The sequence below is a fragment of the Brevibacillus nitrificans genome (assembly GCF_003710965.1).
GTDB classification, from domain to species: domain Bacteria; phylum Bacillota; class Bacilli; order Brevibacillales; family Brevibacillaceae; genus Brevibacillus; species Brevibacillus centrosporus.
Genome location: NZ_RHHU01000010.1, coordinates 146,481 through 169,120, shown reverse-complemented (window position 1 = coordinate 169,120; position 22,640 = coordinate 146,481). Strand labels below are relative to the sequence as shown.

27 protein-coding genes and 1 riboswitch are annotated in these 22,640 nt (G+C 52.5%); of the genes, 16 read left to right on the top strand and 11 right to left on the bottom strand.

From position 1 onward, the window contains the following. Position 1: 1 nt before the first annotated feature. The 9 genes from cobK to cobO form a co-directional block, all read right to left on the bottom strand. Complete coding sequence (cobK, locus tag EDM59_RS14420; RefSeq protein ID WP_122924239.1) at positions 2 to 775, bottom strand: precorrin-6A reductase; 774 nt, start codon at positions 773 to 775, stop codon at positions 2 to 4. Positions 776 to 787: 12 nt separating this feature from the next. Continuing rightward, positions 788 to 1,747, bottom strand: coding sequence for a sirohydrochlorin chelatase (locus EDM59_RS14415; protein WP_122924238.1), 960 nt, complete (start codon positions 1,745 to 1,747; stop codon positions 788 to 790). A 51-nt stretch (positions 1,748 to 1,798) separates the two neighbouring features. Next, on the bottom strand, positions 1,799 to 3,583 hold the full coding sequence (gene cobJ / locus EDM59_RS14410; protein ID WP_122924237.1) for a precorrin-3B C(17)-methyltransferase: 1,785 nt from the start codon (positions 3,581 to 3,583) through the stop codon (positions 1,799 to 1,801). A 77-nt stretch (positions 3,584 to 3,660) separates the two neighbouring features. After that, complete coding sequence (gene cbiB, locus EDM59_RS14405) at positions 3,661 to 4,614, bottom strand: adenosylcobinamide-phosphate synthase CbiB (RefSeq protein WP_122924236.1); 954 nt, start codon at positions 4,612 to 4,614, stop codon at positions 3,661 to 3,663. After that, the gene (locus EDM59_RS14400; protein WP_122924235.1) at positions 4,611 to 5,234 is read right to left on the bottom strand and encodes a histidine phosphatase family protein; all 624 of its coding nucleotides are present in this window, start codon (positions 5,232 to 5,234) and stop codon (positions 4,611 to 4,613) included. The genes cbiB and EDM59_RS14400 overlap by 4 nt, the downstream gene beginning before the upstream one ends. Continuing rightward, positions 5,231 to 5,968, bottom strand: a complete 738-nt coding sequence (gene cobS / locus EDM59_RS14395) for an adenosylcobinamide-GDP ribazoletransferase (protein ID WP_122924234.1) — start codon at positions 5,966 to 5,968, stop codon at positions 5,231 to 5,233. The genes EDM59_RS14400 and cobS overlap by 4 nt, the downstream gene beginning before the upstream one ends. Further along, on the bottom strand, positions 5,965 to 6,510 hold the full coding sequence (gene cobU / locus EDM59_RS14390; protein ID WP_122924233.1) for a bifunctional adenosylcobinamide kinase/adenosylcobinamide-phosphate guanylyltransferase: 546 nt from the start codon (positions 6,508 to 6,510) through the stop codon (positions 5,965 to 5,967). Before cobU ends, cobS begins: the two co-directional genes overlap by 4 nt. Further along, complete coding sequence (gene cobD, locus EDM59_RS14385; protein WP_122924232.1) at positions 6,507 to 7,613, bottom strand: threonine-phosphate decarboxylase CobD; 1,107 nt, start codon at positions 7,611 to 7,613, stop codon at positions 6,507 to 6,509. The genes cobU and cobD overlap by 4 nt, the downstream gene beginning before the upstream one ends. Further along, positions 7,613 to 8,161, bottom strand: a complete 549-nt coding sequence (cobO, locus tag EDM59_RS14380; protein WP_122924231.1) for a cob(I)yrinic acid a,c-diamide adenosyltransferase — start codon at positions 8,159 to 8,161, stop codon at positions 7,613 to 7,615. Before cobO ends, cobD begins: the two co-directional genes overlap by 1 nt. A gap of 124 nt (positions 8,162 to 8,285) precedes the next feature. After that, a riboswitch (cobalamin riboswitch) is annotated at positions 8,286 to 8,500 on the bottom strand. Between the two features lie 248 nt (positions 8,501 to 8,748). On the opposite strand from cobO, the gene EDM59_RS14375 reads away from it, so the two are divergent. The 8 genes from EDM59_RS14375 to EDM59_RS14340 all read left to right on the top strand — a co-directional run bounded on the left by EDM59_RS14375 (position 8,749) and on the right by EDM59_RS14340 (position 14,410). Next, positions 8,749 to 9,177, top strand: a complete 429-nt coding sequence (locus EDM59_RS14375; RefSeq protein ID WP_148040839.1) for a hypothetical protein — start codon at positions 8,749 to 8,751, stop codon at positions 9,175 to 9,177. Next, entirely contained in the window at positions 9,174 to 9,437 is a 264-nt protein-coding gene (locus EDM59_RS31060; RefSeq protein WP_183192920.1) for a hypothetical protein, read from the top strand. Before EDM59_RS14375 ends, EDM59_RS31060 begins: the two co-directional genes overlap by 4 nt. 171 nt (positions 9,438 to 9,608) lie before the next feature. Then, a complete protein-coding gene (locus tag EDM59_RS14365; protein ID WP_122924228.1) occupies positions 9,609 to 11,030 on the top strand; it encodes a spore germination protein in 1,422 nt (473 codons plus the stop codon). A gap of 7 nt (positions 11,031 to 11,037) precedes the next feature. Beyond that, positions 11,038 to 12,222, top strand: a complete 1,185-nt coding sequence (locus EDM59_RS14360; RefSeq protein WP_122924227.1) for a Ger(x)C family spore germination protein — start codon at positions 11,038 to 11,040, stop codon at positions 12,220 to 12,222. A 2-nt stretch (positions 12,223 to 12,224) separates the two neighbouring features. Then, positions 12,225 to 13,334: a GerAB/ArcD/ProY family transporter gene (locus EDM59_RS14355; protein ID WP_122924226.1), complete on the top strand. Its 1,110-nt coding sequence runs from the start codon at positions 12,225 to 12,227 to the stop codon at positions 13,332 to 13,334. Then, positions 13,331 to 13,543: a hypothetical protein gene (locus tag EDM59_RS14350; RefSeq protein ID WP_148040838.1), complete on the top strand. Its 213-nt coding sequence runs from the start codon at positions 13,331 to 13,333 to the stop codon at positions 13,541 to 13,543. The genes EDM59_RS14355 and EDM59_RS14350 overlap by 4 nt, the downstream gene beginning before the upstream one ends. Before the next feature lie 84 nt (positions 13,544 to 13,627). Next, complete coding sequence (locus EDM59_RS14345) at positions 13,628 to 14,008, top strand: histidine kinase dimerization/phospho-acceptor domain-containing protein (protein WP_122924224.1); 381 nt, start codon at positions 13,628 to 13,630, stop codon at positions 14,006 to 14,008. Between the two features lie 60 nt (positions 14,009 to 14,068). Next, entirely contained in the window at positions 14,069 to 14,410 is a 342-nt protein-coding gene (locus EDM59_RS14340; RefSeq protein ID WP_122924223.1) for an ATP-binding protein, read from the top strand. Between the two features lie 14 nt (positions 14,411 to 14,424). On the opposite strand, the gene EDM59_RS14335 is transcribed toward EDM59_RS14340, so the two are convergent. Further along, a complete protein-coding gene (locus tag EDM59_RS14335) occupies positions 14,425 to 14,649 on the bottom strand; it encodes a tryptophan RNA-binding attenuation protein (RefSeq protein WP_122924222.1) in 225 nt (74 codons plus the stop codon). 279 nt (positions 14,650 to 14,928) lie between these two features. On the opposite strand from EDM59_RS14335, the gene EDM59_RS14330 reads away from it, so the two are divergent. The 8 genes from EDM59_RS14330 (at position 14,929) to EDM59_RS14295 (ending at position 22,248) form a co-directional block, all read left to right on the top strand. Continuing rightward, entirely contained in the window at positions 14,929 to 15,639 is a 711-nt protein-coding gene (locus tag EDM59_RS14330; RefSeq protein ID WP_122924221.1) for a M15 family metallopeptidase, read from the top strand. A 64-nt stretch (positions 15,640 to 15,703) separates the two neighbouring features. Continuing rightward, complete coding sequence (locus EDM59_RS14325; protein ID WP_221176057.1) at positions 15,704 to 17,323, top strand: ABC transporter substrate-binding protein; 1,620 nt, start codon at positions 15,704 to 15,706, stop codon at positions 17,321 to 17,323. Positions 17,324 to 17,348: 25 nt separating this feature from the next. Next, on the top strand, positions 17,349 to 18,353 hold the full coding sequence (locus EDM59_RS14320; RefSeq protein WP_092266255.1) for an ABC transporter permease: 1,005 nt from the start codon (positions 17,349 to 17,351) through the stop codon (positions 18,351 to 18,353). A gap of 15 nt (positions 18,354 to 18,368) precedes the next feature. Then, entirely contained in the window at positions 18,369 to 19,256 is an 888-nt protein-coding gene (locus EDM59_RS14315) for an ABC transporter permease subunit (protein WP_174769289.1), read from the top strand. A gap of 19 nt (positions 19,257 to 19,275) precedes the next feature. After that, the gene (locus EDM59_RS14310; RefSeq protein ID WP_122924220.1) at positions 19,276 to 20,247 is read left to right on the top strand and encodes an ABC transporter ATP-binding protein; all 972 of its coding nucleotides are present in this window, start codon (positions 19,276 to 19,278) and stop codon (positions 20,245 to 20,247) included. Further along, positions 20,244 to 21,080 (top strand): ATP-binding cassette domain-containing protein, encoded by an 837-nt coding sequence (locus EDM59_RS14305; RefSeq protein ID WP_122924219.1) that lies wholly within the window; start codon positions 20,244 to 20,246, stop codon positions 21,078 to 21,080. Before EDM59_RS14310 ends, EDM59_RS14305 begins: the two co-directional genes overlap by 4 nt. After that, positions 21,032 to 21,562, top strand: a complete 531-nt coding sequence (locus tag EDM59_RS14300; RefSeq protein WP_092266528.1) for a cupin domain-containing protein — start codon at positions 21,032 to 21,034, stop codon at positions 21,560 to 21,562. The genes EDM59_RS14305 and EDM59_RS14300 overlap by 49 nt, the downstream gene beginning before the upstream one ends. Positions 21,563 to 21,717: 155 nt before the next feature. Continuing rightward, positions 21,718 to 22,248: a peroxiredoxin gene (locus EDM59_RS14295; RefSeq protein ID WP_122924218.1), complete on the top strand. Its 531-nt coding sequence runs from the start codon at positions 21,718 to 21,720 to the stop codon at positions 22,246 to 22,248. Positions 22,249 to 22,325: 77 nt separating this feature from the next. On the opposite strand, the gene EDM59_RS14290 is transcribed toward EDM59_RS14295, so the two are convergent. Then, positions 22,326 to 22,640 (bottom strand): hypothetical protein, encoded by a 315-nt coding sequence (locus EDM59_RS14290; RefSeq protein WP_246011053.1) that lies wholly within the window; start codon positions 22,638 to 22,640, stop codon positions 22,326 to 22,328.

The following is a 22,640-nucleotide window of genomic DNA, read 5'->3' as shown; positions in this document are numbered from 1 at the left end:
ATTACTTTCCTCCCGTTACTAGTTTCAGTTGGCCAAGCACATTTTCGTAATCAGAGAACTTGGTGCCATAGTCGATCTGCGGGCGGCCGATGACGATCGTTTCGATCCCCATTTCGAGCGCAGCCTCCACCTTTTCATCAAAGGCGCCTACCTTGCCGCTCTCTTTGGTAATCATCAGCGTCACGCCGTAATGATCGTAGAGCGCTTTGTTCAGTTCTTTGGAAAAAGGACCTTGCATCGCGACGATGTTTTTCTGCTCGAGGCCCAGCTCTTCGCATTTTTGCATGTTGTCGATGCGCGGCAGCATTCTCGCTACCAACGTCGTTTCTGGCAGTCCTAGCAATCTGTCCGTAAAGGTCTTCAGCGTCTTGCTTCCAGTCGTCAGCATGATGACTCCGCGTTTGTCAGCAGCCAGCTCAGCCGCCTGCACGTAATCATCGACCATGATCAGCTTTTCACTGCCCGGTGCAGAAAGGCTTTCCCGCTCATAGCGAATGTAAGGAACCTCAGCCGCCTTCGCACCTGCCATCGCATTTTTGGATGCTTCCTCTGCAAATGGATGACTGGCATCGACGACTGCCTGCACGCCTTTTTCGGCGATCAGTGCCTGGATATCCTCTGCGGTCAATCGGCCTACCTGAACGGGGACCCCCGCTTCCTCCATGCTTTTGGCGGCGTTGTCCGTCACCACTGTCGTGAGCAGTGGGTAACCGGCTTGTTGAATCAAGATTGCCAGCTCCCGCGCATCGCTCGTTCCAGCCAATACGAGAATCATGTGGCGTACCTCCTACTTGGTCACGTGGTCGTGGTCGTGCTTATGATCGTGGTGGTGATCGTGTTCATGGTCATGGTCATGATCGTGGTCGTGATCATGGTGGTGATGCCCATGATGATGATGGTGATGATGTCCGTGTTCGTCATCGTGGTGATGATGGTGATGATCGATGTGCTCCATCGCTGCCAGTCGGTACTGACAGGTGTCGCAGTTCAGCTTGACTTCGCCGTGCAAGGCTTCCTCCACGCGGTCTTTCAGTACCTCTTTCAGCAGGGGATGGAATCCGAAATACTCCGCCATGGTGAACTGTGCGTCTGGATATTTCCCACGAAACTGCTCCAGCTGATCGCTCATCCGCTTGATCAATACCCCAGTGAACAGGAAGTACGGCAGCACCACCACATGGCGTGCCCCCAGCTTCAGGCAGCGCTCGATTCCTTCGTCATACAGCGGATAGGTCACACCCATGAACGCGGTTTCGACCCATTTCGCTTTGTAGCGCTCCCAGAACAGTCGGGACATTTTGTAAATATCGCTGTTGGCATCTGCATCGCTGCTGCCGCGTCCAATGACGAGAACAGCCAGGTCTTCATGCTCTTCGCCAGAGGCAAAGCCAGCATCGTTCATCCGGGTCGTCAGAATGTTGATGACTTCATCGTGAATGCCGATCGGGCGTCCGTAGATGAACTGGACGTGCGGATGCAGCTCCTTCGCCTCGTCGATCGCCGCAGGAATGTGGATTTTCGCATGTCCGGCCGAGAACAGAATGATCGGGATGACGGCTACGCGTGTCGCTCCGCGTTTGACGCAGGTGTTCAGCCCTTGGAGCATGTCCGGGCGTTCGAACTCCAGGAAACAAGTTTCAATGATCGGTACATCCAGCTCGGGTGCGAGCGAATTTACAAACTGCCTAATCTCTTCATTCCCGTCTGGGTCTTTGCTTCCGTGTCCGACAAATAATACTGCGTCCATGTAATCTCCTCCTGAAATCTGTATGGTTGTATCGTGAAAAGGTCAGCGCTGCTAGTCGCCGCAAGCCGCGTTTTCAATCTCTGCTTTCGCCGGTTCGCGCCAGGCGTAGCCTTCCAGCTCGCCTACCCGTTGGAAAAACTTGTGGAAGCGCTCGTTCGGGAAGGCTTCCTGTTTGAAACGAGTCACGATGCGCTCCACCACGGAGACGATCTCTTCCTTCGGGATGCCCTCTGCGACCGGGATACCGGAATGCGCGTTGCGTCCGACTGTTTTCGCTCCGAGGAACAGATCGAACTTGCCTTTGCGAAACACGATTCCGATATCTTCCTTGACTGCGCCGTAGCAGGCCATCCCGCAGCCGTTAAAGCCGATTTTCAGCTCCTTGGGCATTTCCTTGCCGCCCAGCTTTTGATGCAGCTCTTCTGCGAACGGAATACCGTCCTTTTTCTCGCCATCGCAAAAATCACAAGCTTTCACCGATACGACGTCACCAATCGGGCAAAGAATCAGTCCGAGCTGGCGGAGCTTTGTCGTGATGCTGTCCGGATTGGCAGTCGGGACCCGCAGGATCATCTGATGATGCGGCGTGTACTCCAGTTCGCCTCTTTCCCCGGCTACCTCGGCGAGTGCCATCATCTGCTGCGGCGTCATCTTTTTATTGGCAACACCCGGGCTAACCGCACACTCGAAAATCATTTCCGGCACAAAGGAGGATGCGGTACGCGCAGCTGGACTCACGCTCTGTGGCGCGACGATTCCTTTGGCTTCATTGGCAATGGTCAGTGCCTGCATCGCCCAATCCAGCGGCGTTTGCTTAGGCTCTGTCGCAGGCGGTGCCTCCAAAACAGCTGTCGCCGTCGTAGTCGAGAACTCAGCTAGGCTGGATGCGCCTGGCCCTTCCAATGGTGGGGAGAGCGTCACCGACTCACTGCCCTTCTCTTCGCGGGCGGATGGAGCAGATGCGATCGAGACTTGCGCTTCTGGCCTCATCTCGGCTTCTTCCGCCGCCTCCAGCGACCACGGCTCATTTTCTACACGCAAACGCTGATGCGGCTTTAGCGGCTGTTCATCTGCAGACAAGGTGTATTTGCGCTGGTAGCCGCGCGGGGTAATCATCTTTCCATCGTAGACGAACGTCGAGGTGTTACCGATAATCACGGTCGTCAGCATGCCGATATCGTGCTCGAGCATCTGCGCGAGCGTAGTCACTACGACATGCTCCCGTTCGCGAAACGCACTTTTGACGATCCCGACAGGCGTGTCCGGCGAGCGGTATTGGAGCAAAATGCGCTGCGCTTCTACAATCTGGCGCGTACGGCGACCACTGCGCGGATTGTACAGCGCGATGACGAAGTCTGCCATCCCTGCCGCATCGATTCGGCGGGCGATCAGCTCCCACGGCGTCAAATGGTCACTGAGACTGATCGTGCAGGCGTCGTGCATGATGGGTGCGCCCAAAATCGCCCCACAGGAGTTGATCGCTGAGATTCCCGGTACGATCTCGATTGGGACTCCAGTCGCTTCCGTCCAGCCCTTTTCCACCAGGACTTCGTAAACCAGACCTGCCATGCCGTATACACCGGCGTCGCCACTGGAGATCACAGCTACCTTTTTGCCCTCCTCCTCCGCTTGTCGCACAGCCTCACGAGCACGTGTCACCTCTTCTGTCATCCCGGTGCTGACCACTTCCTGATCCGTCAAAAGCTCACGAATCAAATCCACATACGTCGAGTAGCCAATGATGACATCCGACTCCTGAATCGCTTCCCGCGCCCGTTTGGTGATATGCTCAAAACTTCCCGGGCCAAACCCGATCACAAACAACTTGCCGCTCATACGGCCCCTCCTCTCCACTGGCGATGCCAGCGCTCCTTTTTCGTACTTTCTATCCCTGTTTCCATGTGTCGGGCACGTTACCTCAGCATGAAAGCTAACGCCATGCAAATGAGCAGACATAGCAAGGAAACCAGGTACATTAAACGAACGGTCGATTGAATATCTCCTGAACGCAAGGGTCTTAGCGGATCACCCATCCTCGCTCGATCGGACGGGACTCCCTGATAATAGTTCAGACCGCCCAGCTGCACCCCCAGAGCCCCTGCCGCGCCTGCTTCCGGCAAGCCGCTGTTTGGGCTTGGATGCAAATGCGCGTCACGACGAATCATTTCCCAGCACTGCCGATAGTCCAGATTCGCCAGTTGACTTGCCAACACCAGGAGAATGGCCGTGAGCCGAGCAGGAATGTAGTTCAGTACGTCATCAAAGCGGGCAGACGCCCAACCAAGATTCAGATACTTTTCATTCTTGTAGCCCACCATCGAATCCAGCGTATTGGCTGCCCGGTACGCCATCGCCAGGGGTGCCCCTCCAATGGCTGCGTATATCAGGGGAGAAACGATCGCATCCACGATGTTTTCCGCCACCGTCTCCACTGCTCCCCGGCAAATTTCCGATTCGTCCAAATGTTCGGTATCGCGACCCACTACCATCGAGAGCGAGCGCCTCGCCTGTGCAAAATCCCCAGCCAGCAAATGCTTCGCAATGTCCAATCCCGCATCTGCCAAGCCTTTTGTTGCGATCGTCGTCGAAATGAGCCAAGCACTTACGCACCAGCCAAGCAGGGGATGGATCCATGCGGCAACCCAGACGATCAGCCACACTGCTGCATAGCTGCCTGTGACAATCAGCAGCGGAAACAAGAGCCCCGCCCATTTCAAATGCTCTTCCTTTTTGACTCGTGCGCGGATGACTGCCTCCAGCCGTGCGATCCACCAGCCAATGATGACAACGGGATGCGTCAAGCCGCGCGGATCGCCTACTACCCGATCAATCAGGTAGGCTGCACCCAATATCAAAGCCTCGTTCATCTTGATCCTCTCTCGTTTCTAAGAGATTGCTTTACAAAGCATTGGCCGTTCCATTCCACGAGCATGGCTTCGCCGTTTTTCAAGCCTTCTGTCTGCCAGTAGCGACTCGGATTCTGCATGAGCCACGCTGCCTGAAACCAGCGGATGACACCGCCGTGTGTGACCAATACCTTTGTCGCTCCCTGCTTTTGTGCGAGTGCTTCACGAAGCATTCCTCGCAGCCACCCGTCGACCCGCTCCCCCAGCTGCAGCAAGCTTTCGCCGTCTGGCGGGCTGTACGCAAAAGGATCGTCGTACCACTGTGTTGCCCGCTCTTTGTCTCTTTGCATCAGTTCCTCGTATGTAAGCAGCTCCCATTGGCCAAAGGACAGCTCTCGCAGCGCAGGGACCGTTACGATCGGCACGCCCCAGCGAGACGCAAGGGGCTTCGCCGTCTGCACGCAGCGCTGCAAATCACTGGAATAGAGCTGAACAGAACCGTACTCCTCCCGCGCCAGTCTCTGTGCGAGTTCCTCTGCTTCACGCAGCCCTTGCTCGTTCAAAGAAACATCACTGTGGCCCAAATACCGCTTTTGCCGATTCATTTCTGTCTCTGTGTGGCGTATCCAGAGCCATTTCATCCCCACCAGCTCCCTGCCAATACGAGCAGCATGACTGCCTCGCTGCTCTCGATCACAGCCCCGTAGCAGTCGCCGTTCAGGCCTCCAAGCTTGCCTGCCACCGTACGCGATAACCACAGGGCAAACAGCAGCGATACCGCGATGGCTGTCACCGCTGCCCATCCGCCGAGAAACCATCCTGCTGCGAGCAAGAAGAGATAGCTGAGCCAGATGGCAAATGAAGACAGGCCTTCGCTGATGCCCTTGCCAATCCCTTTCTCAGCGGATAGATACGGCCAAAAGCGGATCGACAGCAGCACATGCGTCCTCGCCGCGAATGGCACAAGGACGAGCAGCGCCCATTTGGCAGAAGCCATTTCAGCCAGGGAAGCCGTTTTGAGCAGCAGCAGCAGAATCGCTGCCAGCACGCCCATCGCACCTACACGGCTGTCTTTCATTATGGCGAGAATTTGCTCTCGCGGTCGGCTGCTGCCCAGACCATCCGCCAAGTCCATCCACCCATCCAGATGAAGTCCTCCGGTGATGTACACCCAGACTGCAAGCGTCAATACGGCCGCAAGCAATGGGCTGAAGAGATACAACGCTGCTTGATGTATCGCACACAGGATGAGCCCGATCACGATCCCTACAACGGGATACCCATTGACACTCTTCTTCCAAGCCGTATCCGAAGGCTTCAGCCACGGGACGGGAATTCTCGTAAAAAACGCAATCGCATGCCACAACGCATTCATCCTTTTATCCTCCACGGAATCCCGGACAACACTGCGTAGACAGCATCCGCCTGCCTTGCCGTCATTTGATTGACGTCTCCCAGCACATCGGCGAACCAGCGCCCCAGTCGGCTCAAGGCTACTCCACCGAGTCCGACCTCGCTGGTAACGGCGATGACCGTCTGCTTTTGACGAGCGTCCTCTATCGTCTCCAGCCATTCCTGCGCGTCACGAAGCACTTCCCGCGTAATGGCCTCGCTTCGCAGCTCCTGCTCGGGTACGCACATCAACCGATTGCTCACCCAGGTCGACAGGCAATCGATGAGCACCACCTCATAGCCGGCAGCTGGAGCAATAGACGCGGTCAAACGCCCTCCTACCTCTACACAGCCCCAGCTTGCGGGGCGACGCGCCTGATGCCGCGCGATTCTCGCTGTCATTTCTTCATCCCAGGCTTCACCCGTTGCTACATAGAGGACAGATTCGCTCGTCTTTTCTGCCAGTTCCTCTGCAAATCGGCTCTTTCCAGAACGCACTCCACCTGTTACGAGGATGAGGCTCATCGCTCCCACCTCCCACCGCACCAGATGTCGCGCAGGGCTGACACGAGCTGTTCGTTTTCCTCTCGACCACGAACAGCCAAGCGCACATCATGTGCAGTCAAGCCGGGATACATGGCACAGCTGCGGATCAGGATTCCTTTTTTGCCGAGCAGCTCTTGCAATTGCTCCGCTGTCTTCTCTTTGGGAGAGCGAACCAGCAGGAAGTTGGCTTCTCCAGCCCATACCTTCCACCCCAGCTCTTCCCGAATGAAGCTGGTGAGGTAAGCTCGCTCCCCGGCAATCAGCTCTCGCGTCTTTTTCTCGTACTCCTGCTCTTGCAGACACAACTCGCCCGCCCGCAGCGCCAGGGCATTCACACTCCAGCTCACCTGCTTTTCACGCATGCGACCGATCACATCTGGATGCGCTATGGCATAGCCGAGCCTCAGTCCGGGGATCGCGTACATCTTGGTCATGGAACGCATGAGGATGACGTGTGGAAAGCTTTCCAGCTGGTCCGCCAGCGTATACTGTCTCTCCTCCTCCACGAAGTCGAGAAACGCTTCGTCCACGACCAGCCACGTCTTCGTCTGCTCCGCCCAGTCCGCCATTTTCACCAGCTCATCCGGCTGGTACAAAATGCCCGTCGGATTGTTCGGAGATCCGACGAAAACCAGATCCGCCGCTTCGAACAATCGGTACACCTCGCCCATCTCGGGCTTATAGCCGTTTTCTTCCACGCCGTAGCAGCCGACGACTTTTGCACCAAACTGGGTGGCCAGCTGCGCGTATTCGGAAAAGCACGGATAGACCACTCCGACCGTCTGCGGTTGAAGCCCTAGTATTGCCAGTGCCATAGCTTCCGCTGCTCCATTCGCTGGCAAGAGCCACTCTTTTGGCAAGCCCAGACGTGTAGCCAAAGCGGCCCGGAATACTCGATGCCCAGGGTCTGGATACTGCGTGACATCGGCTATGGAAGCCACCAGCATTCGTTTGACACTCTCCGGCATCCCGAGCGGATTGATATTCGCGCTGTAATCGAGAAAGTCCCCCGGAGACACTCCAAATCGCTCTGAAGCTGTCAGCAGGTTCCCGCCATGCCCAAACGTTTCTATGACGTTCATCAGAATTCCACTCCAAGGACGGCAGGAATTCCTTCGTCGTAATAGTGCTTGATCGGCTTCATCTCTGTGACCAGATCGGCCATGTCCATGATCTCCTGCTTGGCGCTGCGTCCGGTAATTACGAGGTGAATGTGCTTCGGTCTGCTTTTGATCGTCTCTAGGACGTCTTCCAGCGGCAGTACGTCATCAATCGGGAAGCGGTCGATCGCCAGCGCATTGTTCAGCTCATCGAAAATCACGACATCGTAGCCCCCGTGAAGGAGCTGCTCTTTTGCATAGCCCCACGCAGCTTGCAGCGCCTCGCGATGCTCTTCTGGCGTCTTCGTCCAGGTAAAGCCAATCCCTTTTTGCACGATGTCGATGCCAATCTTGTCAAACACGAGCTTTTCGCCATAGGTACGATCCGGTGATTTGATGAATTGCACCATCAGCACTTTTTTCCCACGTCCGGTCGCACGTACAGCCAGCCCGAGCGCCGCCGTCGTCTTCCCTTTTCCGTCTCCTGTATAGACCAGCAGCAAGCCTCGTTTTGCGTCTTGTTTACTCATGGAAAATCCTCCTGAAAATCAAATAAAAAACGCTTTGTTCTCCTTCATGCAAAAAAAGGAAAACAAAGCGCGGATGGCAAGCAAGCAACGATCCTCACCTCTTCCTTTGACCCGAAGGAAATCAGTGTAAACACAAAAACAGGCAGGTCTCCTGGCTCGAGGATCATCGCTTTCCTTCTCCTTCCCGCTCCCTATTGGGCAGTGGATGGCAGACGCCGTGAAGAAAAGCTCCTCTCTTACAGTGGCGGGACCGCGTTGGCATTTCACCAAACTTCCCTTTTAACCTTGCTCCTGCAAAAGGATTTCGCAGAAACAAGGACCTGTTTGTACTAACGTATTCAGTTGTCATTCACTCCTATGACAAACACTTGTTTTAATAATAGCAAATGCCTGTCGGGATTCAAGCAAAAGCTGGCAAAAAGGTGTTTTCCCCCTCTAGTAAAAAGAACTTCTCTAAAATCCTTTTACAAAATTTAGCAATCTACTACAGCAATGATTAGGATATATTTTCCATACAAGGAGTGAGAGAGTTGTCATCTACAGCTAGGTTATCGTCTCCCATCCGCTTGTTTTTGATGGGAGTTGTCTTGATCGCATTGTTGCTTGTCCACCTTCCCGTACAGGCTGCAGAAAAAAGGATAGAGGTTCCGGTGAAGCTAACCGTTGCTCCAGGAAATTACGAGCTTGGGGATGAAATTACCTTGGAAGCTGTAACTGAGAGGATGGGAGATTCTTATGAGGTGAAAACAGGAGATAAGCTGGGAGAGCTTCATGTGGAGACCACCCTCGAGGAGGGGAAATATATTTCGAGAATGTCATTTCTGGCCGAATACATCGGCGAGAAGACTTTTGACTACTCCATTTCTATGTACGGTGATGGGCAGGAATGGGTGGGACATGCCTCCGTTTCGATTCGGGTGAAAGATAACACGCCTCCGATGCTTCCTTCTGTGGATTCAAAGTTGCTGAAAACCCCAAAATCACCGTCACTCTCTCCCCCAATACCGCTTACATGAAAGCCGGGGAGGATATCTATCTTTCTGCCGCCTACATGGTCCAAAAGAGTCCAGCGTTTTCCGATCAGCTCATCACCTGGAATCAGCCTGGCCTTGATAAAATCTTTGGAACTTACGATGAAGAGCTCGGCGGATACCGATACCTCTATCGCTTCCATCCAGAGAAAAAAGGTACCTACAATCTCGAGGTGACCTTCCAAATGGAAAGCGATGGGGTGAAAAGAGAAGGCAAAGCGAAAACAAAAATATACGTTCGGTAAGGAAAAACGGGTACTCTGCAAGTCATTCTCTGGCTTGCAGGAGGTACCCGTCTTTTATTTGCTGCAAAGAGGACTCCCCTCCCTTTTCTCCTTTTCTTGGATATTTTGGCAACTCTCTTAACAAACTAATCTTAATAAGGAGAAAGTTGGAAGGGAGTGAGCGAGTAACCGATGCTTGATGCCGTCCTGCAGAAATTGTCTTTGTCGATGGATGTAGCCGTTTACCCTGTCGTCTCCTCGCCTTACAAAATATCGCTTGTCTATGTGTCGAGCATTGTGGACAAAAACCAGCTGCTCCAGTTTGTCATCCGACCTCTAACTGAGCATATGCCATGCGTGACAGATGATCCTGCCGAGAGCTTCCGATGGTGCAACGAATATTTGCCTGTTGCTGAAAAACAGCAGGCCTCATCCGTACAAGCGTGTGTGGAAGGTATTTTAGCGGGAAAATGTCTGATCGCCATCGACGGATTGTCTGCTGGCCTCCTACTCGATACAGCCAAATTTCCAACTCGCGCCATATCCGAGCCGACTGCGGAGACTTCGATACGAGGTCCCCAAGAAGGGTTTACGGAAGAGCTGGAGATCAATATCTCTTTAATCCGCAAGCGCCTGCGTGACCCCAGGCTCCATTTTGAAAAAATCATCATTGGCCATACCACAAAGACGAATATCAGCGTCGTCTACCTGTCTTCTCTCGCGGCAGATGAGACCGTGAACAAGATATGTTCACGTCTGCGTTCCATACAAACAGACAGCGTCCTGGAGAGCGCTTACCTCGAAGAATGGCTGCAAGAAACCATTTGGTCCCCTTTCCCAACGCTCTTGAACACAGAGCGCCCTGACGTAGTGACTGCCCACCTGTTAGAAGGAAAAGTAGCCATTTTGACAGAGGGTACACCTACCGCCATATTGGCTCCCATGACTTTTTTCCAAATGTTCGTCACCCCCGAGGACTATTATCAGCGGTCGGAGTTTGCCACCTTGCTGCGCTGGCTGCGGATTCTGGCGTTTCTTTTGGCTGTGTTCACGCCTGGTCTGTATATTTCCATCGTTTCCTTCAACCAGGAGCTGCTCCCCACACCGCTTTTGATCAGCCTTGCCGCCCAAAGAGAAGGAGTACCTTTTCCCGCTTTTCTCGAGACTCTCCTGATGATGGCTATTTTCGAGGTACTACGCGAAGCTGGACTGCGGATGCCGCGAATCGCAGGGCAAGCGATCTCCATCGTCGGTGCCCTGGTAGTGGGAGAAGCAGCTGTCGCGGCAGGACTGGTCTCGACAGGCGTGGTCATCGTCGTCTCTGTGACCGCCATCGCCAATTTCGTCGCTCCCAATTACAGCTTTGGCATCTCCCAGCGAATCATCCAGTTCCTTTTTCTATTCCTGGCAGGCTTCATCGGGCTCTTTGGCCTTTTGTGCGGCTTCCTGCTCCTGTTGATCCACCTCGTTTCCTTGGACTCATTTGGTACCGCCTATTTCGCCCCTCTTGCTCCGACAGTCCTATCTGACTGGAAAGACACGCTGGTCCGTGCCCCCAGAAAGTGGATGCATACGATGCCGAGAATCTTTCGCCCCAAGCGGAAAGTGAGGTGAATGACTGATGCCCCCTGCCAAATGGAAGCTGCCCGTTGTCGTGATCCTAGCCTCCTTTCTCCTCGCTGGATGCTGGGATATGAAAGAAATCAATCAGCTGGCGATCGTCAATCTGATTGGGGTAGACCATCACAAGAATACTGACAAGCAGGAGCTGTACTATCAAGTGATCAACCCAAAAGGGATCGCGACACAGGCAGGAGCTCCCGAGAAAGCGACGGTTTACACATACCGATTCATCGGAAGACTGGGCGATCAATTTGAAGATATTTCTCCCGACGTCATCCCCCGCCAGCTTTTTACGCAGCATTACCAGGCGATCGTCGTCTCCGAGCGGTATGCAAAAAGCGGTCTGCGAGAGTTGCTGAATTTTAAGGAAGGCCATCCTGAGCGCGGCACGAACGTCTATCTTCTCGTATCCGATGCGCCTATTGACCGGATCATGGATTCCTTTATTCCACTCGAACCGCTCCCTGGCCGTTCCATGCGATCCATCATTGAAAATCAGTCGGAAATGACCGGAAGAATCAGTACCCACACGAGAATGAAAGACCTGATCGAAAATATGGAGACGGGCCAAATCAGTGTCTTTCCGATCATCACCTACATCGGGGAAAAATCATCAGAGAACTCCAACCGACTCGAACATATTCAGGGCACCAATGGCAATATCGCTCTGCTCGGAGGAGCTCTGTTTATCCATGACCGCATGGTTGGAAAGCTAACCAAGGATGAAATGAAATGGTACAACCTCCTGAATAGAAAGCACGAGCGCTTCCTGGAAACCCTGGCCATAAACGGCGAGTCCGTGCAAGTAAGGACGTTAAATACACGACTCATGAAAAAACTGGAGCTTCACGGTGAAGAGCCGATCCTGCATATCCAGCTCTTTGCCAACACTAATCTCATCTTCAATGACCAAAAAGTCCCTACCTCCACTACCCTCTTCAACCAGATTGAAGCCGAATTCAATCAGAGAATCCAAAAAGAGTCGCAGCGATTCATTGAGGACTCTCGCAAAAAAGGCTGGGACGTCCTGGGGATCCAATATCTGCTTCACTTAAAAAAAGGGGCCCAATGGAAGCGGCTTGCCGAAGATAAAGACCGCTGGAAAAAAGTCAAGGTCGTCATCTCTTCCCACAACAAAATTGAGACGATCGGGAGCCTAATCAGCCCGTACAAAGGGGAGTAATCATGGAAAGCAAGAGCATTACAGCATGGCAGATGTTTCTCTTGGTTTTTAGCTACACATTGGGTACGGCCATTTTTCTAAGACCGGGAGAACTCATTTTCACAACCAAGCAAGATGCATGGCTGGTCCCGCTATGGTGCGGCCTGCTCGCGACGGTTCTCGCCATTTTCTGGCTGCTGCTAGCTCGGAAGTTTCATGGTCAAAGCATCGTACAAATCTGCGTGACGGTACTTGGGAAAAAAGCAGGGACGCTTTTTGGACTCCTGTATGCCTGGTATTTCATCCATTTATCCAGCTGGGTGGTCCGAAATTTGGGTGATTTCATGTCAGCCACGATCATGCCGCGAACACCGATCACTTCCTTTCACCTCTTGTTTTTGCTCGTCTGCACCTACGCCGTCATCCAAGGAATCCGCACCATCGGCAGGGTCTCGGAATTTTTGACACCCTTGATCTTTTTGACTTTTTCCCTCGTCTGGATTACGAGAGGCGGAGATTGGAACTTTGAGAGATTTTTACCGGTTTTCGAGCTGGATCTGTGGAAGTCGATTGTTGAAAATCGGCAAATGCTTGCTTTTCCGTTCATGGAAACGAGTGCCTTTTTGATGATCTTCCCACTCGTCCACGACGGCAAATATGTGAAGCCGTTTCTAAAGGGCATCGTTTTATCGTCCTTGACGCTTTCACTCGTGACCTTCCTTACGATTGGCATTCTAGGTGTCGTCCGCGCATCGCATTTGACCTATCCCCTGTTTACGATCGCGAAGGAAATCGATTTCGGCAACTTTATCCAGCACGTTGAGGCGACCACAACCATGTTTTGGATCTTTGCCATCTTTGTCAAATTAACCGTCTCGTTTTACTGCGCTACGCTGGCGCTATGCCAGCTATTCCACATCCAAAAGCGGGGGGTTGTCGCCTTTCCTCTCATCTGGCTGATTGCAGGCATTGCCCTCTCTGATCATGCAAACGTCGTGGAGATGATGGATTGGGATCACAAGTATGACTTCGCTTATCAGCTCCTTTACAGTCTGTTCATCCCACTCCTGCTCATCGCCGTCAGCTGGATGCGTAGAAATCATGTACGTCATGGGAGTGAGGAGTCCGTATGACCATGCTTGTCCTGATCTATGCAGCGGTGACCTTCCTGCCGATGCACGTCTTCGCTCGAAAGGGCTACGAGAAAAAGGAGATCATCCTCTTTTTTATCCTCTCCACCCTGAGCTTGTTCGTATGGCTGAGCATTCTGCTCAAGCATCCGTTCAGTCCAGATACCATTGCTGCTTGGACCATCGATCGTTTTCTTGAACTACTGCCCTAAGAGATCTTCCTTGGAAAAACAAAGAGCAACCCTATAGACTCTTCGATCCGCTGCGAATAATGGTATGATCAGTAGATAGTGGCTATGATTCTCGCGGAGGTGGAAAGTGAACAATCAGCATGTTCACACGAGCGCAATGTGAAAATATCCTGTTTCCCATTGCGGGACGAACGCGATCAAGTCAGTGGATGGGCCTCGATCATTCGCGATTTTACGGAAGAAAAACAGGCACAGGAGCTTCTGCTTCGAACCGAAAAGCTGTCTGTCGTGAGAGAGCTTGCGGCCGGTATCGCCCATGAAATCCGCAATCCTTTGACTTCTGTTAAAGGTTTTTTGCAATTGCTAAAATCCCAAGCCTTGGAAAACGGTATATACTACGACATCATGCTGTCGGAAATGGACCGCATCGATTTGATCCTCGGTGAGATGCTCATGCTCGCCAAGCCGCAAATAGCCCATTTTTAGCGAAAAAATGTCTGTTCGCTGCTGGGAGAAGTGGTAACGCTTTTAGAGGCACAAGCAAATATGTGTAACGTACAAATCGTGATGAAGTCCGCTGCGGATGACATCTATGTAACCTGTGAGGAAAATCAGCTGAAGCAAGTGTGCATCAACTTTATCAAGAATGCCATTGAAGCCATGCCAGATGGCGGGGAGCTGACAATTCAGCTGGAGGTGGAAAAGGAGACCGTCTCCATTCGCTTTATTGATCAAGGAGTTGGAATTCCCAAAGATGTCCTGGAGAAATTGGGACAACCTTTTTTCACAACCAAAGAAAAAGGAACCGAAAACCACGATGGAACCGTTCACGTATCCAGCGAGGAACAGAAGGGAACAACCATTGAGATTCGATTATCCGGGCTGTAAAGAATCATCAGGATTTACGAATGCTTTTTTATAAAGTGAAGCAAAGTTTGACCAAGTGCAGTTAAGATAACTCCTCTCCCGTCACACTTGGGACAAGCTGCCTTTTCCTCGTTCAAAATTACATATTTTTCTCCATTGCAATGCGGGCAGGGCAGTTCTAGATCATCGGTTGATATCGTGACTGACACTTTTCTCACCTTCCTTTTTTGGTGTGCGCGTTCTACTGGATCTGCGAGCATCCAACACTTCCATACTTAGGTTACCATACCAAAAGATTAGAGGGTCCTTCAACTCATTTGGCGGCGGTTCAGACGATACTTTTTCGTCTTGAACCGCCGCTCTTTTCAGGCTGGAGGGCTCCGCAAACTCGCTGGCGATACCTCTTCTTCTCCCTTTCCATCCGATAATTGCAGAAAATTAAATATAATTGCAGTTTACTAAAAACAGATTTTCCGCTACCATATTTCCTAAAGTCATCCAATCCTACCAAACATCAACCTACCAAGGAGGTGAACGATATGAACTATCCTCTGATCCCAGCAAAACACGATGATCGAACGGCCTACACGCCTCCAGTAGTAGAATGCGGCGAAGCGATGGTCCCTCTCTCTACTATCTCTCCTAGAATCACGGTCTACCCTGCCTACTATCACCTCGGCTATGCAGGCACTCAGACAGAAGCTTACCTGCGCAAAGGAGTCGCTGACAGGCTGATCCTGGCCGCTGACCGGCTTCCCGATGACTTGCGGCTGGTTGTGCTCGACGGCTGGCGCTCGCATGAAGTACAAGCGTCCCTGTACGAAGGTTTTCGCCAGGACCTGATCGCACAGGGCTGGACGGACGAAGAGGAGATCACAAAAGAGCTGAGCAAATTCGTGGCAAAGCCTACCACCGATATCTTGATTCCCTCTCCCCATCTCACGGGAGGAGCCGTTGATCTGACGATAGCAGGACCTGATGGCTGGCTTGACATGGGGACAGACTTTGACGATTTTACCGAGAAGGCGTTGACTCGCCACTTCGAAGAGCTTTCCGAGCCTAGCGAAAAGGACATCGAGATTCGAAACAACCGACGTCTCCTCTATCACATCATGATCGATGCCGGCTTCACCAACTATTCCAACGAATGGTGGCATTACGAGTACGGCACCCGCTCCTGGGCACGTCAGACGAATGGGCAGCCATTCTACGGCGGGATTTTGGAAATGAACGAAAAAAATGTTGAATAACGTCAATATTTGCAATATATTAAAAATTAATTAAATATACTATAGTACTTGGGGGTCGAATTCATTGAAGCGTCGATGGTCATCTCTCTTCACTTCTTCCCTGCTCGTCCTCTCCCTGATGGTTTCTGCGTGTTCAAGCACGCCAGCGAGCCAATCCCAAGGAGAAGCCAAGCCAGCGGAAAGCAAGCCTGCCGAGGCCGCGAAGCCAGCATCTACTACGCCTGCTGACACGCTCTTCGTCGGGATCACATCCGATCAAGGCACACTGGACCCAGCAGTCACATTCGACAACAGCGCTTGGAAAATCACCTATCCTACCTACCAGCGCCTGGTCGAATACGACGGTGGTACGACGGAAGTGAAGCCAGGTCTGGCAAAAGAATGGAAAGTGAGCGAAGACGGTCTTACCTGGACATTCACACTCGCAGAAGGCAACAAGTTCTCCGACGGTACGCCTGTCACAGCTGAAGCAGTCAAATTCACCTTTGATCGCACACTGAAAATCAAAAAAGGTCCTGCAGATGTCTACAGCGTCATTAAAGAAATAAAAGTAGACTCCCCGACCAGCGTCACCTTCGTACTCTCGAAAAATTTCCCGCCGTTCCTCTCCACCTTGGCAGCCAACTATGGCGGCATCGTCAATCCAAAGGTCATGGAAAAGGAACAAAACGGCGATCTCGGCCAAAACTTCCTCGCAAACAACACCATGGGCAGCGGTCCCTATCAGCTTTCCGAATGGAGAAAAGGCGAATACCTCAAGCTAACTCTCAATCCAAACTCCTCTGTGAAGCCTGCACTCCAAAACATCTTCTTTAAAATCATCCCAGATGCTACAGCACAACGCTTGCAGCTCGAGCAAGGCGAGATCGACATCGCCGAAGGTATTCCAAACGAACAGCTCAAAGCTCTCAAAGACCTGCCAAACGTCGAAGTCCTGCAGCAGCCTAGCCTGTTTGTCGATTACATCTACGTCAACTCCAGCAAAGGCAACCCGGCCCTGCAAAATCCAAAAGTACGTCAAGCGCTCAGCTACGCAATCGATTACGATGCACTGACAGAATCCGTACAGGAAGGCTATGCTACGCAAATGCGCGGTCCGATTCCAAAAGGTCTGTGGGGCTATGACGAGTCCGCACCGCAATACAAGCGCGATGTGGAAAAGGCAAAAGCACTCCTGGCAGAAGCAGGAGCTGCCAACCTGACGATCGACCTCTTGTACTCGGACAACAAAGCCTGGTGGGAAACAGAAGCACTCGCTCTGCAAGCCTTCTTCTCTGACATTGGCGTAAAGCTGAATCTGAAGAAAATCGCGTATGCCACTTCCCGCGAAATGATCGACAAAGGCGAGTTTGACCTCGCGATGGGTGTATGGAGCCCTGACTTCGGTGATCCGTACATGTTCATGAACTACTGGTTTGACTCCGTAAACTTCGGTCTCGCTGGAAACCGCGCTTTCTATAAAAATGACAAAGTGGACGAGCTGGTACGCAAAGCCGCTTCTATCAATGACAAAGCCGAGCGCGAAAAGCTGTACAAGGAAGCTCAATTGATCACGATCGACGAAGCTCCTTACCTCTATCTGTACCAGAAGGATTTCTTGCTCCCTGTCAGCAAGTCCGTAAAAGGCTTTGTTTACAACCCGATGCTAGAGGGGATTTACAACCTCGCCGAAATGTCCAAATAAAGCCGTTTGAAGGAGTGTCTTCCTCATGAGACAAATCATCACCAAACGCCTGTCCATGCTCGTGCTGGTTCTTTTGGGTGTGACGCTGATCACGTTCTTTCTCTCCCATGTCATCCCCGGAGATCCTGCTCGAATGATGGTAGGGCAACGCGCCAGTGAGGAAACACTGCAGGAAGTCCGCCGTCAATTGGGCCTAGACCAGCCGGTCTGGGTCCAATATTTTACGTATATGAAAGGACTTCTCGCAGGTGACTTTGGCAGCTCGATCCGTACACAGCAGCCCGTTGTCGACGATCTGATCAAATTTTTCCCTGCCACGCTGGAGCTAGCCTTGACCGCATTTATCATCGCGATTGTCATCGGGATTCCCATCGGCATCCTGTCCGCCGTCAAAAAGGATACAAGCTGGGATCACGCCGGGCGCTTTTTTTCTATCGCCGGTATCTCGACTCCCGTCTTCTGGAGCGGACTGATCGGGATTTTGGTTTTTTACAAGTTTTTTGACCTGCTGCCCTCGAGCGGCCGCATCGATTTGACAGTAACACCGCCGCCTACCATCACAGGATTGTACCTGTTCGACAGCCTCATCACAGGCAATTGGACAGCTTTTGGCAACAGTCTTTGGCATCTCGCTCTGCCTGCTTGCACACTCGCTTTTGCCCAGCTCGCGATCGTTACCCGCCAGGTACGCGCCAGCATGCTGGAGGTTCTCGGCCAAGAATACATTCGCACTGCCCTTGCCAACGGTATTCACGGGCCTGTCCTGCTTTTCCGCTACGCCCTGCGCAATGCGCTGATTCCTACGATAACCGTCGTTGGACTATCCTTTGGTTCCCTTTTAGGCGGAGCCGTTGTCACGGAAACGATCTTCAGCTGGCCCGGCATGGGAAAATACGTCGTCGAATCCATCGCGTTCCTCGACTTTCCGGCGATCATGGGCTTTACGTTTGTCATTTCGTTCGGGTACGTGATCATCAACCTGCTCGTCGACCTCACCTATTACGCACTCGATCCACAAATTAAGGAATAGAAAGGGGGATTTCCGATGTCTGGCATGACTGCGAATACAGAAAGCATCTCGAAAGTGGCAACCACGAAACCGGTCAACCCCTTTTGGTATAAAATCCGCAGAAATCCGCTGACGCTGTTTGGCTTGTTTCTGCTGCTACTCATCCTGCTCGCATCGATCTTCGCACCCTTGATCAGCTCGTATGATCCGACCAAAATCAACATCACCCAGCGCTTCGCTCCCCCAAGCGGGGATCACTGGTTTGGCACCGATGAAGTCGGGAGGGACATTTTCACCCGCATCCTGTACGGAGCGCGCCTTTCCCTCGGCGTTGGTGTCGCCGTCGTATTCGGTGCAGGTCTGATCGGTACCGTGATCGGAGCGATCTCCGGCTATTTCGGAGGAAAGCTGGATCAGATCATCATGCGTCTCATGGATATCGTGCTGGCGTTTCCTTCTCTCGTCCTGGCCATGGCCGTTGCTGCCACGCTGGGTCCCAATCTGCAAAACGCCATGCTCGCGATTGCCATCATCAAAATTCCAGTTTACGTCCGTCTGGCGCGTGCCGAAACGCTCGCCTTGCGGGAAAAGCTGTTTGTCAAAGCAGCTGTCACATTTGGCATCAAGCCTTGGCGCATTATTGCCCGTCATATCATTCCGAACGCACTCTCCCCTGTCGTCATCCAGGTCACCCTGGACATCGGCGACGCCATCCTGCTGGTCGCAACTTTAGGCTTCCTCGGATTGGGCGCACAGCCGCCAACACCTGAGTGGGGCGCGATGATCAGTATCGGCTGGAAGTACTTGTTGGACTACTGGTGGTACCCCACATTTCCTGGGCTTGCGCTATTCTTGGCTTCCTGCGGTTTTAATCTGATCGGCGACGGAATCCGAGATATTCTCGATCCAAAAGCCAACCGGTGAATGAAGGGAGAAATGGCACATGCTGCTGGAAATCAAAGAACTGACTGTTGAGTTTACCTCCATGCAAGACAAGATCAAAGCGTTAAAAAATGTCTCGATCTCCATCAACCAAGGAGAGATCGTCGGCATCGTCGGAGAGTCTGGATCGGGAAAATCCGTTACCGCTCTGACCATTTTAGGCCTGCTGGAGAAGAATGCGTCTATCCCGGCAGGTTCGATTACCTACAAAGGACGAAATATCCTCACTCTCGATAAAAAGGAATTGCAGGCTTTGCGCGGAAAAGAGATCGGTATGGTCTTTCAAGAGCCGATGACCGCTCTGCATCCTACCATGCGCATCGGGGATCAGCTCGCAGAGGTCATTCATCGCCATCGCAGGATCTCCTACCGCGAGGCCTACCAGCAGGCGGTCATCAGCCTGGCAGAGGTACAAATCAACGACCCAGAGCTCGTCGCCCGCAAATATCCGTTTGAACTGAGCGGCGGGATGAGGCAGCGCGTGGTCATCGCTCTCGCTATGTCAGCTCCGCCCGATCTGCTGATAGCAGACGAACCGACTACCGCTCTGGACGTGACCATCCAGCACGAAATCCTCAAGCTCATGCAGGATCTCGCCGCCAAGCGCGGGACCTCTATCATGCTGATTACGCACGATCTGGGTGTCGTCGCCGAGGTATGCCAACGCGTCGTGGTCATGTACGCGGGTGAGGTCGTCGAAACAGGAACGACAGAGGAAGTGCTGCATAGACCGAATCATCCTTACACGAAGGCGCTGATTGGTGCCCTCCCCGATCTCGCAGTGCCAGGACAGGCGCTTTCCGCCATTCCAGGTGAGTCCCCCGATCTGCGCAATCGCCCGCGTGGATGCGTCTTTGCTTCGCGCTGTGCAGATTCGCTTCCGATTTGCGTAGAGGAACCTCCTGTGCTGGAGCAAGCGTACAGCGGAGTTCATACCCATCAAGTCGCATGCTGGAGGAGGGAAGCCGAATGAATCCGTTGCTGCAAGTAGCAGGTATCGGCAAAGAGTACCGAAAAGGCAGTCAAAGCTTTCACGCTGTCTCTGGTGTCGATTTTTCCATTGCAAGAGGCGAAACTTTCGGTCTGATTGGTGAGTCTGGCTCTGGAAAAAGTACGATCGGGAAAATGATTACGGGTTTGGAGCATCCGACAAGCGGCTCACTCCTGTATGACGGCACTCCACTTTGGACGGACAACAAATTCAATCGACTGAAGCCGGGCGAAATGCAGATCGTCTTTCAGGATCCGCAATCCTCGCTCGACCCTCGCATGCGGGTGCAATCGATCATTATGGAGCCGCTGCAGGCCCTGCCGGCTGTGGAGAGAAAAGCCAAGGGAACGACGGAAAAGCTTCACGCCCTCATCACACGTGTCGGGCTGAAAGTCGAGCATCTGAACCGCTTTCCGCATGAATTCAGCGGTGGGCAGCGCCAACGGATTGCGATTGCCCGTGCCTTGATCACGGATCCGGCCTTTGTCGTACTCGATGAGCCTACTTCTGCCTTGGACGTGTCCGTGCAGGCTCATGTGCTGAATCTCCTGCAAGAGCTGAAGCGTGAGCGCAATCTTACCTATTTGTTCATTTCCCATAACATGTCTGTCATCCGCTATATGTGCGATCGCATGGCCGTCATGCAAAAGGGTCGCATCGTGGAAACGGGAACGGTCGCCGACATTTTCAACAGCCCCAAGGACGCATACACCCAAACCTTGCTGTCCTCCCTACCTAGTCTCCATGCAAAGAAGGTTGATAATGAATGTTCAACGGAGCAGAGCTTAGAGAAATCCGCAAACAAAAGCAGCTGACCCTGCAAAATCTCGCCGATAAGACTGGACTGAGCATGAGCTTGTTGTCACAGATCGAACGCGGACTGGTAGACCCCACCGTGGGCACCTTCTGGAAAATCTGTTCCGCATTGGAAGTGCCGATCAACCATTTCTTCCGTGTAAAAGATGATCATGAGCCTGTCATCCGCAAAGGGCTGCACAAGATTATCCAGCTGAAAAATACGATGACGAAATACCACGTGCTCACCCCTCTACAGGAAGGCAAAATCGAATTTCTGCTGATTGAAATCGAGCCAGGAGAAACGCTCGAGCAGGAGCAAATCTCCCATTCTGGAGAAGAGTGCGGCTATATTTTGCAAGGCGAGCTGAAAGTGCTGCTGGCTGATCGGGAATACCACCTGTACGAAGGCGACAGCATCGGCTTCAATAGTACCTCGCCCCACCGCTTTATCAATCCAGGCAAGTCTGTCTCCCTAGCAGTCTGGGCGAGAGCGACGTAGCCATAGTGAAAAGAGGAGTTTTCCCCTGCTTCAGCGGTGGAGGACTCCTCTTATTTTTAATTATTATAATTTGATATTGAATATAATCTATTATCGTGTTACTTTATTACCAGGATTTACATGCCTACGATCTACAGAAACGAGGAGAGACCTACATGACAGCACGCATCGGACTTCCTGCACCTGATTTCACCATGGACACGGTTACGTTTGAAAATGGCTTCCCCATCCCCAAGAGCCTGGTCGATTACCGCGGCAAATGGCTCATGCTGTTCTTCTATCCTTTTGACTTTTCCAAAGTGTGCCCGACCGAGCTTCTCAGCCTGAATCGCAGAATCAAAGAATTTTCGGATCTGAATGTCGAGGTACTGGGCATCAGCGGCGATAGCATTCACACCCATAAAGCTTGGATGCGCGCAAGCGACGGGATCGGCCCGCTGTCTTTCCCTCTCGCATCTGACTATAGCAAAGAAACGACCCTGAACTACGGCGTGCTCGATGAAGCGACGAAGGCACCGCTGCGCGCAACGTTCATCATTGACCCCGAAGGTATCGTGCAGTATTCTGTCATCTCCAATTCAAAGGTGGGCCGCAGTGTAGACGAGACGCTTCGGGTCATCTCCGCGCTGCAGTCTGGTGGACTATGCCCGATGGACTGGAATCCCGGACAAAAAACGATTTCCTAGTCGACGTTATTATCCCTCCACACCAAAAACCGCACGGCCCCGGAGGCTCGTGCGGTTTTCTTATGCGAAAAGCAGCTTTAGTCGTACCGTTCGTCTTCCATTCTCTCCTGTCCTTCTACGATCAGCTCCAGCTCCGTTTCAAAATTCAACTGAAGCTCGACAGGCAGAAGCTCCATGCTGGTTGCCATTTCTGGCAGGAGCAGTGCGTCCTCCAGATTCTTTGGCTTTTGTTCCAGCTCTTTGTACCACTGACGTACCGCCTCGATCCACTTGTAAAAGGAAGCCTCGAACTGCTCGGCATCATCTGCAGCGTCATCTTCGTGGCTCTTCTTCATCTTTTCCCAGTTGTCGAGTACCGTCCGCAAAGCTTTTTCCAATGTTGCATGCATCAT